This window comes from Streptomyces sp. NPDC050564 (assembly GCF_044457265.1).
Classification (GTDB): domain Bacteria; phylum Actinomycetota; class Actinomycetes; order Streptomycetales; family Streptomycetaceae; genus Streptomyces.
On sequence record NZ_JBITGS010000059.1, the window covers coordinates 25,793 to 40,589 of the forward strand.

The window sequence follows — 14,797 nt, forward strand, 5'->3', positions numbered from 1 at the left end:
CACCAACGAGTGCCCGCGCCGCATGTAATGACAGCGTCGGGCACGTGCCTGGTGGCGACGCCGCCATCGGGACCAGTTCACCGCGTGGTCGCGGCGTGCAGGATGGCGGCCGGGTTGAGCTGCCAGCAGACGACGGATTTCGGCTGGTGTGAGGTCCACGAGGTCGGGTGTGTCGGCCTCGACACCCCTTTTTCGCGCTCCTGCACGGCCATCACCGCGAGGAACGCGTGGGCGAGCATGGCAAGCGTGATGTGCCGGTACCAGCCCACGTAGCGGCGGACCTCGTACTGGTCCAGGCCGCACTCATTCTTCGCGCTCTGGAAGCACTCCTCGATCTTCCATCGGCATCCTGCGACTCGGGCCAGGTCGGCGACGGTGGCGTCCAGTGGAGCGCAGGCGAGGTAGTAGGCGATCTCGTCGGGCTTGCTGATGCTGCGGCGGGCCAGTATCCACCGCTGCCGGGTCGGCTCGCCGCCGTCGGACTCGGCCACGGCGGGCAGACGGGCGGCGGCCCAGTCGTAGAACCGTTCGCCCTTGGCTCCTGGCCCCGCCGACAGACGCTGCCATGCCTCGGGCGGGGCCTGGGTGATGAGATGGTCGATGCGCGGGCCGTTCACCTGCTGCGACTTGGGGACGGCAACGACGTAGGAGAGCTTGGTGTCTTCCAGGAAGCGCCGGAAGCACGAGTCCTGTCCGTAGGCGGAATCCGCAGTGACCCAGGCGACGGGGAGCGGGGAGGCCAGGGCGCGCAAGATCATGTCGCGGGCCAGCTCGCCCTTGGTGGCGAAGGTGCGCTCGTCGGGGATGCGGGCCGCTCGGCAGCGTTCCCGGTCGCCTGTCCAGGACTTGGGCAGGTAGAGCTCGCGATCGATCAGGGCATGGCCGCGGGTGGTGGCGTAGGCGGCGAAGACACCGATCTGGCAATTTTCTGTCCGCCCGGCCGTGCCGGAGTATTGGCGTTGCACCCCTGCGGAGGTGGTGCCCTTCTTCACGAAGCCGGTGTCGTCGAGGATCAACACGCCGTCTGCACAGCCGAGTTGTTCGGCCACGTAGGCCTGCAGGTCGTCGCGCAGGCCGTCGGCGTCCCAGCGGCTGTGGGAGAGCAGGTGCTGCAGGCCGTGCGGGGTGGTGTGGCCGGCGTATTCGGCGAGCTGCCAGCTGTTCTTTCGGCCTACCGGGCCGAGCAGTCCGCGGACGTAGTCCCGCATCCGCCGCCGGGCTTCTACACGGCAAAAGCGGGCTCCGGTCTGCAGGAAGAGTTCTTCGAGTTCCAGGTCCCAGGTGTTCGTCGGTACATCGTGGATCACGACAACGGACTGCTCGTCGCACTGTCATTACATGCGGCCCGGGCACTCGTTGGTGGGACGGTCGGCCCAAGACCGTCCCACCCATGCCAAACCCTCGCTACACTCCCCACCGCCAGGCCGTTGACCAGGAGAAATACAGAAGTGCGGCTGGAGTACTAGTACTGCAACCGCATCTGCGTGACGATCATGTTCGTGGTGCGTTGGTATGACTGTGTGCTGAAGAGCTGACGGTTGAGCAGGTTGAGTCGTGGTCTGAGGGGATAGCCGGTCTCCATGCACGGTTTGTCCATCGTTTCGGCAGGTCGGAGCCTCGCGAGCGGGCGCTGGACTACCTCGGCGGTTTGATCGCGCCGCTGGAGAAGAAGAACGGGTGGACGCTGTCCGAGCAGGTCGGACAGTTGCGGCCGGACTCGGTGCAGCGTCCGCTGAACCACTCCGAGTGGGATGAAGACGCGGTTCGCGACGACGTGCGCGCCTACGCGTGGTGGAGACGATCGGCACGAAAGACGGGGTGCTGATCGGCGACGACACCGGCTTCCTGAAGAAGGGCACCAAGTCCGCCGGCGTCCAGCGCCAGTACAGCGGCACCGCGGGCAGAACCGAGAACTGCCCAGATCGGGACGTTTTTGGCCTACTCCTCGGCCAAGGGTCGCGCCTTGATCGACCTATCACCGGGTGGTAGGCGCGTATCGACCCCAGGGCGAAGGCGGGCATGAGGATGTCGTGCGCCTTGGCCCAGTTCGGCTCGTCGTTGAAGGCGGTGAACAGGCCGTCGCCGGCGAACTCCCTCACGTTCACGAGCCCCTGGCTCAGGGCCTTGGAGAAGCGCTGTTCGTCAGCGAGCTCCGTGACCAGGTCCAGTCCACTGACGAAGAGCGTGTCGTGGCCGTGCAGGCGCTGGACGAAGACCGGGCCGTGCCCCCGGGCCAGCTCCATCAGCTGGAGGACAGGCGTCTCGCCGGGCCCGGTGGCGGAGATGTCGATCACGGGAACGCCGTCCGGAACGTCTTCGCTCGCCGCCTGTGGCAAGGACTGGGTGTCGGTCATGGAGATGCACCCCTCTGCGGTGGATCGTTCAGGGACTGTCGCCCTAGGTGGGCGGCACTCCTCCACCGTCACTCCGCCGGAATGCCCTGGATCGCGCCACTGCTACTAATTCTTGTAGAGGTATCGGTGCGCGTGGGATTGCCATCCCTCCACACCACATGTACGTCCGGCGGGAGCAGCGAATGGACACTCCAGAGCATCGGGCGGGCGGCGAGTCGAGCCCGCGCGCGCCGCAGCGGGACAGCGACCAGGCGGTCTACTGGCGCAACCAGGCCATCGCGTTGTTCGACCGAATTCCGCTCCCCGTCGCCTTCTGCGACGCGGAGGGCACCGTCATCTCGGCCAACCACGCCATGGCCTCGGAGTGGGGCACGCTCGCCGGCCGCCTCGTCGGACGCCGCGCCCTGGACCTCTTCCACCCCACGGCGCAGCGCCGGCTCGATCCCCTCTCGGAAGCGCTACGGCTGCGCCGCAGGGCGCGGTATCCGGTCGAGGTGACCTGGTGCCCGGCGGTCGGCGCGGAACGACGCGGCGAGCTGACCATCGACGTGATCGGCACCGCGCCCGACGGTCCGCTCAACCTGCTTCTCGTCCTGCGCGTCTCCGAGGAACCGGCCGACCTGCCGGTCTCGCAGACGAAGGCATCCGGACAGGCCAGTGACATCGAAGCACGCATCCTCGCCCTGGCGGCCAGCGGCTTCACGAGCACCCGCATCGCCACCGAGGTCGGCCTGACCGCAGACGGTGTCAACTATCACCTGGCGCGCCTGTCCCGGCGTTGGGGAGTCATGAACAGAACGGCTCTGGTGGCACGCGCCTACGTGAACGGGGTGCTCTCACCGCATGCCTGGCCACCCGCGCCCGCCGAAGTCGAACCCGCCCGGGAACGGGAGGAACCGCCACGGTGACCCGTTCGCCGATGAGGGCCGACGGGTTACGAGCAGCGAAGTGATGTTCGGACTCGCTTCTCAGAGACGGACGACGACCAGGGCAATGTCGTCACTGGCTCCCTTGCTGACGCCGAGGTGGGTCAGGAGAGTGTCGGCGATGTCCTCCGGTGCGAGCCCGACACACCTTTCCACGAGGGCGTCGGTCAGTCGGTGAATGCCGGTGTCGATGTCCTCGTCACGGCGCTCGATCAGGCCGTCGGTGTAGAGCACAAGGGTCGAGCCGCGGCCGTACTCGATACCGATCTGAGGGCGGGGGACATGCTCCGGGCGGGCTCCCAGCGGTGGGTCTGTGGCCCGGTCCAGCAGTGTGCAGCGCCCGTCAGGGTGCAGTAGGACCGGAGGGGGATGGCCGGCGCTGCTGTACATGACCAGTCGGGAGCGCGGGTCGATCAGCGCGGTGACGACCGTGGTTGCCATGGCCCCTTCGATCGAGCGCGCATACACGCCCAGGAGCTCCAGAGCCTGGGCGGGCCCGGCCGCGGCCCGGCTGGCGGCGGACAGTGCGCTGCGCAGCCTGCCCATGACGGTCGCGGCCTCCAGCCCATGACCTACCACGTCCCCGACGGCCACCCAGAACCGGCCGTCCGGCAGATCGACAGCGTCGTACCAGTCGCCGCACACATTCAAAGAGCCGACCGCGGGCAGGTATCGCACCGCGACATCCTGGTGCCGGGCCAGGTCGGGCGACTGGAGCATCGCCTCCTGCAAGGTGATGGCGACCCGCCGCTCGCGGGTGTTGGCCCGGCGCAGATCTTCGTTGAGACGCTGCACTTTCCGGGCGCGCTCGTACAGTTCGGCCTCCGTCCGCTGCCTGGCCCCGGGCTTGTCGGGGAGGCGCCCTTCGCGGGCGAAGGCGGTTACGTCTTCCACATGGAGGAGAATCCAGCTCACCTGCCCCTCTGGTCCCAATACCGGCGTGTTGATCAGGGACCACCATCGCTCCTCGAACTCGCCAGGTCGGCTCGCGACAGGGATGTCGTACCTCAGCAGCGCCGTCGTGTCCGGCTCCCGGGTGGAGAGCGCCCGCTCCAGCGAGGCCGCCACCAGGGCGCGCACGTGATCCGCATCGGGGTCCGCGGGGTTCACCAAGAGGGCGTCGAAGAAGGGCTTCCCGATCAGATCCTCGCAGGCGCGCCCCGTTACCTGGCAGTACGCCCTGTTCACGGCGGTGATCATCAAATTCGGAAGGAGCACCAGGCACGGGCTGGGGGTGGCAGCGAAAAGCGCAGCGTAGTCGACCTCCGCTGTGGCCGCTCGCACTGTTCCAGCCGCCGAACTGCCCACCTCTTCACTGTATGAGGGCCGTACGGGTCTCGCTCACCGGGCACAACATCCGTCGTCGGTGCAAACCAGGCCAGGTCCCTGGCCAGGGCGGGCCCGGCACGGCTGTCCTCCTGTCCTGCCCTAACCCACCGGCCGCGACCGCTCGACCGCCCGCCATGGCGGCGGCGCCGAGTGCGCGGCTCCGCGGTCCGCTCCCGCTTTGCGAGCGGCTTCGGCAGGGGTGATTCTGGGGGAGAGGCATGCCGATCCAATCGTGAGATGAGGCTTGTCGTCGATCTCAACCGGCGCCAACCGAACCTGACCGTCCCCCTCATCGAGGAAGTGCTGCGGTACGAGCCCCCGGTCCGGTTCATCCCGTGGACGACGGCCCTGGACGACATCGACATCGCCGGCACCACCATCCCCAAGGGCGCGCCGGTCTGGCTCATGCCGGCCGCGGCCAACCGCGATCCCAAGCGCTTCGAGAACCCCGACCGGTTCGATCCCGACCGCACGGACAACGAGCACCTCGGCTTCTACACCGGCATCCACTACTGCTTCGGCGCCCCGCTCGCCCGGATGGAGGCGCAGCTCGCCCTTCCCGAGCTGTTCCGCGGGTCGAGGACCTCCAACTGCGGCAGGACCCTCCGCCGTACCGCGCCAACGCGGTGCTGCGCGGCCCCCGCCACCTCCCCGTGGCCATCGGGGGCCTCACCGGATGAGTGCCCTCACGTGAGGGCCGGGTCAAAGGTCCAGTCGGAGTTTGAGCAGGCAGACGATCACGTCGGTGCGGGAACTCAGCAGGCCGGCCATGAGAAGGCCGCGCTGGTTGTGGAGGATCCGGTAGCGGTCGTGCATGGGTTCCAGCTGCGGGATGAGGACGGTGACCTGCCGGTCGTCGCGGGAGATCCGCTCGACGTAGTGGACGACGGGACGCACCAGGGAGTGCTCCGGGCTGTCGATGATGTCCAGCCGCGCACCAGGGTTCCACTGGGCCCAGCCGGCGCGCATGGCGTCCGCCTTCGCCTGGTCGTCGAAGACGGCGACCACAACGACCTCGTCGCCCAGCGTGTACGCGGCGTTGACGGCGGAGACGGCGACCGCGTCGACCCCGCCCAGGGGAACGACGACCAGACTGCGGGTTCGTGTGGGCTGCGGTGGGGTGCCGTCCAAGCTGAGCTTTTCCCCGACGAGCGTGTAGTAGCGCTCGATCCGGGAGAACAGCAGCATCAGCAGCGGCACGAGGATGACCACGATCCAGGCGCCGGCCAGGAACTTGGTGGTGAGCAGGACGATACCGGCGACGGCGGTCAGCACGGCCCCGATGCCGTTCACCAGTGTCCGGGGCACCACACGCCGGGGCGCTGCGAGATCCAGTGCCGGACGAGACCGGTCTGGCTGATGGTGAAGCCGACGAAGACACCGATGGCGTACAGCGGGATCAGCCGCTGGGTGTCGGCGCTGACGATGATCAGCAACACAGCGGCCAGCACCGCCAGAGCGGCGACGCCCCAGCGGTGGACGGGCCGCTCCGAGCGCAGGGCGAACATATGCGGGAGACGGTCGTCCTTGGCAAGGAGACTCATCAGGACGGGTAGACCGCCGAAGCTGGTGTTCGCGGCGATGCCCAGCACAAGGGTGATCACGAGGGTGATGGCGTAGTAGACCCATCCCGTCCCGAAGGCACCGGCGGTCAGCTGGGCCAGCAGCGTCACACCACCGCGCGGCACGACGTGATGACGGCGGATCGCCAAGGACAGCCCGATGAGCATGGCGCCCAGCAGCAACCCCAGCAACAGCTCGGTGTGTTGCGCCCGTCTGACGCGAGGCCGGCGGAACATCGGAACGGAGTTGGCGATGGCCTCCACTCCGGTCAGCGCCGAACATCCCGCGGAGAACGCCTTGAGCACCAGGAGGACGCCCAGCGCCTCGACAGCGGGGAACGACTCGTGTGTTCCCACTGTTGCCGAAGGCTGTGACCGGAACAGCCCCACGACGATGACACTGATCACGCTGATGACGAACAGGGCCATGGGCAGCAGCAGCACCCGTGCGCTGTCGGCGATGCCGCGCAGGTTGACGGCGGTGATGACGGCAAGTGCAATCAGGCACACGGCCAGAAGGTGGTCGGAAAGGACGGGGAACGCCGATGCGAGGCTCGCGGCGCCGGCGGCGAGGCTGACGGCGACGGTGAGGACGTAGTCGACGATGAGGCTGGCCGCTGCCAGCAGGCTGACCGGTCTGCCCAGACTTCTTCGCCACCGCGTAGGATCCGCCGCCGTCCGGGTGTACGGCGATCACCTGGCGGTAGGAGACGACCAGGACGGCCAGCAGTCCGGCGATGACCAGCGTGATCGGCAGCATCGCCGTGAGCGCGCCCGATCCGGCGGCCACTAGAGGGTGTCTGAAAAGCTGGTCAGCGGGCTGGTCTTGCGAGGCGGCGTAGGAGGATCAGGGCCATGGTGAGGTAGATGGCGTTCTCCGAGTTGACGCGCAGGTACTCGTAGTCCTTCGACAGACGGCGGCAGCGCCCCAGCCAGGCAAACGACCGCTCTACCACCCAACGGCGCGGGGCAACGGCGAAGTTGGGCACCTCGCGAGATGGCGCTCCCGTCCGAGCCCAGGTGGAGCGGAAGCCGCCGTCGCGGCGCTGCACGACCTCCACGGTGATGCCGGTGGCCTCCCGTGCCCAGGCCTGGAAGTCGGCGCCGCGGTAGCCCTGGTCCGCCCACACATGGCAAAGACGCGGGAAGGCGTCGGCGGCCCGGGCGAACAGGACGACGGCGCCGTCCCGGTCGCCGACATTGGCTGGGCTGACGCAGGCGAGAAGGACGGTGCCCAGGGTGTCGACCAGCAGGTGACGCTTGATCCCGCTGACTTTCTTGGCGCCGTCGTAGCCGTGCAGGCCGCCGCGCTCACTGGCCCGCACACTCTGGCTGTCCACGATGCCTGCGCTGGGCGTGGGATCACGACCCAGCCGCACCCGGTCGCGTTCGCGCAGCGCGGCCAACATCCGCTCCCACACGCCCTCTTGCCGCCACCGTCGCCAGTAGTGATAGACCGTCTGCCAGGGCGGCAGGTCGTGTGGCAGCAGTCTCCAGGCGCAGCCGGCCCGCAGCCAGTACGCCAGCGCGTCGACGATTTCGCGCCGTGTGTGCTTCGCAGGACGTCCGCCCGGCTTGACCGCCGGCACCAACGGACGAAGGATCTCCCACTCCGGATCGGACAGATCCGTCGCGTAACGGGTACGCAGCCCGCCCACCCCAGCCCCCGAGAGTGCGCCACCGCCCCGCTACCAGCACACATGCCCGCTGACCAGCTTTTCAGACACCCTCTAGTACGACAACGATGGCTTCCGGGCCGTACGCGACCGAGCTGAGGGCGTCCAGCGACAGTGCGGCCAGCCCTTGGACCACTGTCAGGTGGGACTTTCCGCCTTCACCGTGCCGCCGTGGGACCTTGGGGTGCGGTTTCCTGGGTGCCGGCCCCAGTGTCATGGCAAGCTCACCGATCCTTCGGCGGGTGTATCGCCGGCACCGGGCTGCGGGCCGTTCATCAGCGCCGCATCACCGTGCGTGGCGGACGGATCGGGCGAGGCAGGCACACTGCGCTTCCCGGCGCCGGTCGGGAGGAACGGCAACGCTCATGACGTCTCCGCTTCGGTCGAGAGGTGACCACTGCATTCCAGCTTCGGAGAGCCTGCGGGGACCTGCACGCTCACCGCGCTGGACGGGTGCCACACAGCCGTCTGTCACTGCCCGGTAGGTATTGGCGTCGTCCCTTTGGGCAACTAAAGGAAAATATCCCGTCCGGGCAGTCGTTGAACCGACCTGACTGAGTAAACGCCAGGTGGTTAACCATTCAGGCAGATGGGTCCTTGTTCCTGGTGTGTTGTGCGGTGGCATGGCGTCTACGCAGGGGCGTAGCGTCGGTAGGGGTAAGAGGAATTGGTCCGCGACCATTCCTCGGACGAGTGAAGGGGTACGGCCATCATGTCTGACACCCAAATGCCCGCTACCGACCTTCCCCCCGTGGAGAGCGCGGGTCGTGTGGGCAGGCGCCAAGGCAAGGTCAGTGAGCTGACCACCATCTTGCCGCTCAAGCCGGGCGGCGCAGATCGACTGCGCGCCAAGCTCGCCGACCCGCGGGCCTACGGAGCCGCGGAGCGCGTCGGCACCGTGCACGACATGCGCTACGTGATCTTCGACGACGACACCAAGCTGCTGTTCTGCACTGCCTACGACGGTGACTGGGACCCCTACATCAATGACTTCGCCACGTTGGTTCCCGAGATGCTGGACTTTGTCTTCGAGGAAGTCGAGGGGTGGCCGGGCCTTCGCGACAACCCGAAGCGAACAGCAGATTTCATCGCCGAGCACCAGGTGACGGCCGACGGCTGGTACTGCGCCAATCCGGACGCCACCGTGAAGGACGTGCGCCGCGGTCAGCGGATCACCAAAGCCTTCGACAAGCTTCTCGACGCGGCCCAGGGCTGAAAGGCCACCGCCCCCGGCATCCACCTGGCTCTGTTCGTCGTGACGCCTGAGGCCCTGGGCACTGGGACAGTCTGCGGGCGAACCCGCCGGGAGTGAGCCCGTTCGAGAGATGGTCCGACACCACGGCATCTGCCCGGGGATGCGCCGAGCGACCAAGGATCGGTCGAGTCATGGCCACAGAATTCGTGAAGTACACACCGGACGTCGAAGCCGATGACCCGCAGTTCGACAAGAATCTGCAGATCGCGATGCGGGATTCGGGGCGGTTCGTCGCCGACTCGGTGACAGCCGAAGGTACCGGGCAGGCTGTCCGCTCCGCGCATGCCAAGGGCTACGCCCTGGTCAGGGCTGAGGTGGAGATCCTCGAGGAGCTCCCGGCCGAGTACGCGCAGGGCATCTATGCCACGCCGGGACGCCACGACGCACTCATCCGCTTCTCCAACGGCTCCGGCCATCTCGGGACCGATGCACGGCTCGGCGGCGTGGCCGGACTGGCGCTGAAGCTCTTCGACATCGACGGTCCGACCCTGCTGGAGGACGAGCCCGACACGCGCACCTTCGACTACGCCAACATCAACGCGCCGATCTTCTTCTGTAACACCGCGGAGCACTACGCGTTCATCCAGGAGCTGGTCGCTGACGCGCCGACCTATCTGGCCAAGGGCAAGCCCGGCTTCCACCTGTTTCTCCACGACTTCGTCACGGGGAAGGGATCCCTGCCTCCGGAGGAGTGGGCCTGGGAGGAGCTCCGGGCGTTCCTTTCCGTCTCGCAGCGGCCGCTGGTGAACCTGCTGCTGTCGACCTACTGGACGATGGGCTCGGTCCGGCATGGCGACTACATCGCCAAGGTACGCATGGCGCCCGCTGGCGGCTTCGCCGACAAGGTGGTGCAGCGAAGTGTCGATCCGGCATCGGCACCGGAGGTCTTCCGGCCGGCTCTGGTGGCAGAACTGCGTGAGCGTCCCTACGAGTTCGATATCCAGGTCCAGCTCTGTGCCGACCTGGAGCAGATGCCGGTGGAAGACGTCACCGTCGAATGGTCCGAGGAACTGTCCCCGTCCGTCACGGTGGCAAAGCTCCGGATTCCGCAGCAGGACATCTCCGGCGAGGACAACCTCAGGAAACTGGACGCTCTGTCCTTGAATCCGTGGCGGGTGACGGCGGAACACCGGCCCCTCGGCAACATCATGCGGGTCCGCAAAGAGGTGTACCGGAATTCCTCCATCCTTCGACACAAGCTGAACGACCAGGAGCGCAAAGAACCCCGCAGCGCCGACGACGTGCTTCCGTTGCAGTAGGGACCTGACTGCCAGGACGTGAACGGCGCCCCTGTTTCCGCAGTGGGCCGACGCGGCACGGCAAGAGCGAGAAGGAGCGACGTGGCAACGACGGGGACGACGCACCAGGAACAGGTACTCGAGCTGGCGGACATCCAGGGCACGGTGCTGCGGCAACGGCCCTCGCCCTACACCGGCGCCTACTTCCTGCTCCGCGTCGACGATCCCGCGGACGGCCGCCGGATGCTGCGGCGTCTGGCACCCGATGTGGCCACGGCGGTCGACTGGTGGAATCCGCCGGAGCGGGCCTGGCTGAACGTGGCTCTGAGCTATTCCGGACTGCGTGTCCTGGGCGTCCCCCAGGAGTCATTGGACAGCTTTCCGGCGGAGTTCCGCGAGGGGATGGCCGCCCGTGCCGAGACCCTCGGTGATGTCGGTGAGAGCAGCCCCGAGCACTGGGATCCTCCTCTGGGCAGCACGGACGTGCACGTGGCGCTGGCCCTGTTCGCCCCGGATGACGCCACGCTGCAGTCCGTGCTGGACATCGCCCACCAGGCTCACCACGATCTGCCGGGCGTTTCGGTGATCTACCGGATCGACACGCCGCAACTGCCCACCGGGCGTACTCATCTTGGGTTCGTCGACGGTATCGGCGAACCCGACATCGAGGGCAGCGGCGTAGCCGACATCTTCCAGACGAGCCCCGACCACTACGGCTACCTGCCCGGCTTCGGCGACGCCATCAAGGCCGGCGAGTTCCTGATGGGTTACGTCAATCAGCTGGGCGAGCCCGCACCCATGCCGCAGCCGGAGGTCCTGGGCTGCAACGGCACCTACCTGGCCTTCCGTAAACTGCACACCCGGGTCTCGGCCTTCCGCCAGTACCTGAACGCCAACGCCGACTCACCCGAAGAGGAAGAGCTGCTCGCGGCGAAGATGGTCGGCCGCTGGCGCAGCGGGGCGCCCCTCATGCTCGCCCCCGAGCACGACGACCCCGCCCTCGCCTCCGACCCGCAGCGCGTCAACGACTTCTCCTACCACGAGGAGGACCCGCGCGGCCTGCGCTGCCCCCTCGGCTCTCACATCCGGCGCGCCTACCCGCGCGACTCCCTGGTGGAAGGGCTCGTCGACCCGACCATCCACCGCGCCCTGCGCCGAGCCGCCACCTACGGCCCCCCACTCCCCGAAGGACAGTTGGAGGACGACGGCGAAGACCGCGGCATCGTGTTCATCTTCATGGGCACCGACCTCGCACGGCAGTTCGAGTTCATCAAGTCCCAGTGGATCAACGACGGCAACTTCACCGGACTCGACGACGAAAAGGACCCGCTGGTGGGAGCCAACGACGGCACCGGGGTGTTCACCATCCCCAAGCGCCCCATCCGCCGACGGCTGCAGCAGCTGCCCCGCTTCGTGGTCACCACGGGCGGAGAGTACTTGTTCGTGCCTGGCATCCGGGCCCTGAACTGGCTCGCCGAGTCCGGTTCCTGAGCGTCAGGGGGCGGTAGTCACCGCGTACGCCGGAAAACGGCAGCGCGGTCAGAAAGCGCGAGGCCGTCAAGCGCCTGCCGGGACTCGACTAGGGAGTGGCGAATGAAAACAACGGCAGCGCGACTGGTGGAGCACGGCCGCCCCCTCGAGGTCACGGAGGTCGACCTGCCCGCGCCGAGCGCCGACGAGGTCGAGATGGAGATGGCGTACGGCGGGGTGAACCCGGTCGACCGTTACCGGGCCCTGGGCAAGGTGGACGCCGGATCACCGGTTCCGCGCACTCTCGGAGCCGAGGGCGCGGGATTGGTGGATGGCAAACCCTTCGTGGTCTTCGGCCACGGGGTGGGAGCCACACGGGACGGTATCTGGGCGACCCGCGCCGTGGTCCCACGTTCCGCGCTGATCGAGGTGCCCGACGGCGTCGAGCTGCGGCACGCTGCCGTCATGGGCGTCGCGGGGGTGACCGCCTGGCGGACGGTAACCGAGCTGGGCCGAGTGACGCCCGACGACCGGGTCCTCGTCCTCGGTGCGAGCGGTGGCGTGGGCTCGACCATCGTTTCGCTGGTCCACCGGCTCGGAGCAACGGTCTGGGGTCAGAGCGGTGACCCCGGCAACGTCGAATGGCTCCGAGCCCAGGGTGCGGACCGGGTAGTGGTGGGTGATGTCCACGATCTTGTCGAGCGGGTGAACGAATTGCAGCCGAGCGTGGTGTTCGACCCACTCGGTGGCGGCTTCACCGGTGCTGCGATCGAGGCGCTGGCCCCGCGTGGCCGCCTGGTGATCTTCGGGACCTCAGCCGGTCCAACGGGCACGGTGCCCCTCCAGACCATCTACCGCTCCGCGTTGCGGATCCTGGGCTACGGGGGCCTCAGGGATCCGGACAACGTGCACCGTGCCGGGCTGCTGGAGGCGTTGCGGGCGCTTGCGGAGCATCGTCTCAGCGTGGTCGTCGGCCGGACGCTGCCGCTGAGCGCCGTCAACAAAGCGCTCGAGTTGATCGCGGAACGCGCCGTTCGCGGCAAGATCGCCCTCGACCTGCGGGAGGGGTGACCATGGTCGAGCACCGCAGCGTCACCGTCGGAGAAGTTCGGCTGCACATCGCGGAGGAGGGCGAAGGGCCTCTGGTCCTCCTGCTCCACGGCTTTCCCGAATGCTGGTACAACTGGCGCCACCAGTTCACGCCCCTGGCCGAGGCCGGATACCATGTTGTTGCACCTGACCAGCGCGGTTACGGTCGCAGCGACCGGCCTCCCGCGGTTGAGGAATACACCATCCTGCACCTCGTCGGCGACATCATCGGCCTGATCCACGCACTCGGAGTACAGCAGGCCGTGGTCATCGGCCACGACCTGGGCAGCCGGGTGGCCTGGTCCACCGCGCTGATGCGGCCTGACGTGGCCCGGGGGGTCGTCGGCCTCAGTGTCCCGCCGCCGCGACGCGGTCCTGTCCCTCCGCTGCAAGCGATGCGCGAGCGCTTCGAAGGCCGGTTCTACTGGAACTACTTCCAGGCCCCCGGCGTCGCGGACGCCGAACTCGCGAAGGACCCGCGCACCACCTTCCGCCGCGTGATGTACGGGCTCTCCGGCGACACCCCGCACAGCGACCCGCCGGTCGAGCCGCTTGTCCCACCGGGACGGGGATTCCTGGACCTCTTCGAAGACCCTGAGGAACTGCCCGCCTGGCTCACCGAAGTCGATATCGACACACTCGCGACGGAGTTCGCCGAAGCCGGGTTCACCAGCGCTCTCAACTGGTACCGCAATTTCGACCGGAACTGGCAGCTGACTGCCCCATGGGACGGCGCACAGTACCGCGTGCCCGGCTGCTACCTCACCGGCGATCGAGACCTGGTCTACGGGTTCCCGGGGATGGACCAACTCATCCCCGCCCTACCCACACTCCACCCGACCATCGGACCGGCGCACATCCTGCCCGGCTGCGGCCACTGGATCGCTGAGGAGCGACCCGACGAGGTGAATGCGGCGCTCCTGGAATTCCTCGGCACCCTGCACAGGTGACGATCAGTCGGCTGCGGTCGAAGTCGGCACGTCTTTTCGGCAGCGGCGGGCGCCCACAGTGGTGCGGGCGCCGTCACCGACATCTACGGTCCCTGAGTTTCGAGGTACGTGCGATGCCACCTCCACTCTGTGGATTCTCGACGTCGCTGTGACGCGAAGAATCGGCGGCGTACGCGTGGCCGATCGCCGGGTGGTTCAAGACGTAAGCGGTGTATTGACCCGCAGCGTTGTTCACGCGGCTGATGGGTGGGTGGCCGCCGAGTGCGGTGTGGCAGCGATGGTGGTTGTAGGTGTGGAGGAAGTCTGCCAGGGCGGCGGTGCGTTCGGCGTTGCTGGTTTAGGGCCGCAGCCGCTGGGGGGCAGGATCCCTCGGCGCGATCCCGCCGCACATCGAGTAGGGGCGAACCGCCGGTGCTCGCACGTCAGCGGCCAGGACCGCGTAGAGCACCCACCTCGTGGAGGAGCTGGGGGAAGCCGGCGAGGACCTCGCCCAGCAGTTATAGGACTTGGAGTCGGCCGTTTACCAAGATGAGGGTTCGAGGCCGTCAGTGTGGTGGTCGAGGAAGAGCAGCCTGTGCGCCGGGCCGCTCGGCTGTCCGTCAATGCCGGTCACGGGTGGACGCGGAGTCAACTCATCGTTATCCCGTCCAGAGCAGGTTCAGTGCCGGTTCGGACGAAGTCTCCCGGGAGCGGTCGGGTCATGGGGTTGTGCCGGGGGCAGTGGGACGATTGCGTAGCGCCGTTCGGGGCGGGGTCTGACTCATGACATCTTTGACCAAAGTGTCTTGTCACGGGCGTGTCGACTGCCGTTGCGGGTGGTGCCTGCTGTCACCGAGCCACAGGGCGTGTCCCCATAGCGCCTCTGTGTGTCAAGCGGCCTGAGCGAGCAGGTCTCGTTGGTCGCGTTTCATGATCCGGTAGACCACGTTGGACAGGCGGCGTTTGAGG

At 67.7% G+C, this 14,797-nt stretch carries 12 protein-coding genes and 4 pseudogenes; 8 read left to right on the forward strand and 8 right to left on the reverse strand.

Going from position 1 to position 14,797, the window contains the following annotated elements:
• Positions 1-77: 77 nt before the first annotated feature.
• On the reverse strand, positions 78-1,307 hold the full coding sequence (locus ACIBK0_RS47540) for an IS701 family transposase (RefSeq protein ID WP_373558883.1): 1,230 nt from the start codon (positions 1,305-1,307) through the stop codon (positions 78-80).
• A 224-nt stretch (positions 1,308-1,531) separates the two neighbouring features.
• On the opposite strand from ACIBK0_RS47540, the pseudogene ACIBK0_RS47545 reads away from it, so the two are divergent.
• Positions 1,532-1,972 (forward strand): annotated as a pseudogene (locus tag ACIBK0_RS47545) (transposase); the annotation flags it as partial.
• Here the strand turns inward: ACIBK0_RS47545 and ACIBK0_RS47550 are convergent.
• Positions 1,941-2,354, reverse strand: a pseudogene (locus tag ACIBK0_RS47550) (cytochrome P450); the annotation flags it as partial. The pseudogenes ACIBK0_RS47545 and ACIBK0_RS47550 sit on opposite strands and share 32 nt — an antisense overlap.
• Before the next feature lie 182 nt (positions 2,355-2,536).
• Here ACIBK0_RS47550 and ACIBK0_RS47555 point away from each other — a divergent pair.
• The gene (locus tag ACIBK0_RS47555) at positions 2,537-3,262 is read left to right on the forward strand and encodes a PAS domain-containing protein (protein WP_399095364.1); all 726 of its coding nucleotides are present in this window, start codon (positions 2,537-2,539) and stop codon (positions 3,260-3,262) included.
• A gap of 60 nt (positions 3,263-3,322) precedes the next feature.
• Here ACIBK0_RS47555 and ACIBK0_RS47560 read toward each other — a convergent pair whose 3' ends face one another.
• Entirely contained in the window at positions 3,323-4,564 is a 1,242-nt protein-coding gene (locus tag ACIBK0_RS47560) for a PP2C family protein-serine/threonine phosphatase (RefSeq protein WP_399095393.1), read from the reverse strand.
• Between the two features lie 306 nt (positions 4,565-4,870).
• On the opposite strand from ACIBK0_RS47560, the pseudogene ACIBK0_RS47565 reads away from it, so the two are divergent.
• Positions 4,871-5,289 (forward strand): annotated as a pseudogene (locus tag ACIBK0_RS47565) (cytochrome P450); the annotation flags it as partial.
• 22 nt (positions 5,290-5,311) lie between these two features.
• Here ACIBK0_RS47565 and ACIBK0_RS47570 read toward each other — a convergent pair.
• From ACIBK0_RS47570 to ACIBK0_RS47585, 4 genes are all read right to left on the reverse strand, one after another.
• Positions 5,312-5,902 carry a hypothetical protein gene (locus tag ACIBK0_RS47570; protein ID WP_399095367.1) on the reverse strand — a complete coding sequence of 197 codons (591 nt, stop codon included), beginning with the start codon at positions 5,900-5,902 and terminating at the stop codon, positions 5,312-5,314.
• The gene (locus ACIBK0_RS47575; RefSeq protein WP_399095396.1) at positions 5,899-6,816 is read right to left on the reverse strand and encodes an amino acid permease; all 918 of its coding nucleotides are present in this window, start codon (positions 6,814-6,816) and stop codon (positions 5,899-5,901) included. The genes ACIBK0_RS47570 and ACIBK0_RS47575 overlap by 4 nt, the downstream gene beginning before the upstream one ends.
• A gap of 167 nt (positions 6,817-6,983) precedes the next feature.
• Positions 6,984-7,829 carry an IS5 family transposase gene (locus tag ACIBK0_RS47580; protein WP_399095370.1) on the reverse strand — a complete coding sequence of 282 codons (846 nt, stop codon included), beginning with the start codon at positions 7,827-7,829 and terminating at the stop codon, positions 6,984-6,986.
• A 61-nt stretch (positions 7,830-7,890) separates the two neighbouring features.
• Positions 7,891-8,064, reverse strand: a complete 174-nt coding sequence (locus ACIBK0_RS47585; RefSeq protein ID WP_399095399.1) for a hypothetical protein — start codon at positions 8,062-8,064, stop codon at positions 7,891-7,893.
• A 495-nt stretch (positions 8,065-8,559) separates the two neighbouring features.
• Here ACIBK0_RS47585 and ACIBK0_RS47590 point away from each other — a divergent pair, with 495 nt between their 5' ends.
• The 5 genes from ACIBK0_RS47590 (at position 8,560) to ACIBK0_RS47610 (ending at position 13,849) form a co-directional block, all read left to right on the forward strand.
• A complete protein-coding gene (locus tag ACIBK0_RS47590; protein WP_399095373.1) occupies positions 8,560-9,063 on the forward strand; it encodes a hypothetical protein in 504 nt (167 codons plus the stop codon).
• A 170-nt stretch (positions 9,064-9,233) separates the two neighbouring features.
• On the forward strand, positions 9,234-10,361 hold the full coding sequence (locus tag ACIBK0_RS47595; protein ID WP_399095376.1) for a catalase family protein: 1,128 nt from the start codon (positions 9,234-9,236) through the stop codon (positions 10,359-10,361).
• Positions 10,362-10,442: 81 nt separating this feature from the next.
• On the forward strand, positions 10,443-11,831 hold the full coding sequence (locus tag ACIBK0_RS47600) for a Dyp-type peroxidase (RefSeq protein WP_399095379.1): 1,389 nt from the start codon (positions 10,443-10,445) through the stop codon (positions 11,829-11,831).
• A 102-nt stretch (positions 11,832-11,933) separates the two neighbouring features.
• Positions 11,934-12,881, forward strand: a complete 948-nt coding sequence (locus tag ACIBK0_RS47605) for a zinc-binding alcohol dehydrogenase family protein (protein WP_399095383.1) — start codon at positions 11,934-11,936, stop codon at positions 12,879-12,881.
• A gap of 2 nt (positions 12,882-12,883) precedes the next feature.
• Entirely contained in the window at positions 12,884-13,849 is a 966-nt protein-coding gene (locus ACIBK0_RS47610; protein ID WP_399095387.1) for an alpha/beta fold hydrolase, read from the forward strand.
• Between the two features lie 208 nt (positions 13,850-14,057).
• Here ACIBK0_RS47610 and ACIBK0_RS47615 read toward each other — a convergent pair.
• Positions 14,058-14,183, reverse strand: a pseudogene (locus ACIBK0_RS47615) (IS481 family transposase); the annotation flags it as partial.
• Between the last annotated feature and the right edge of the window lie 614 nt (positions 14,184-14,797).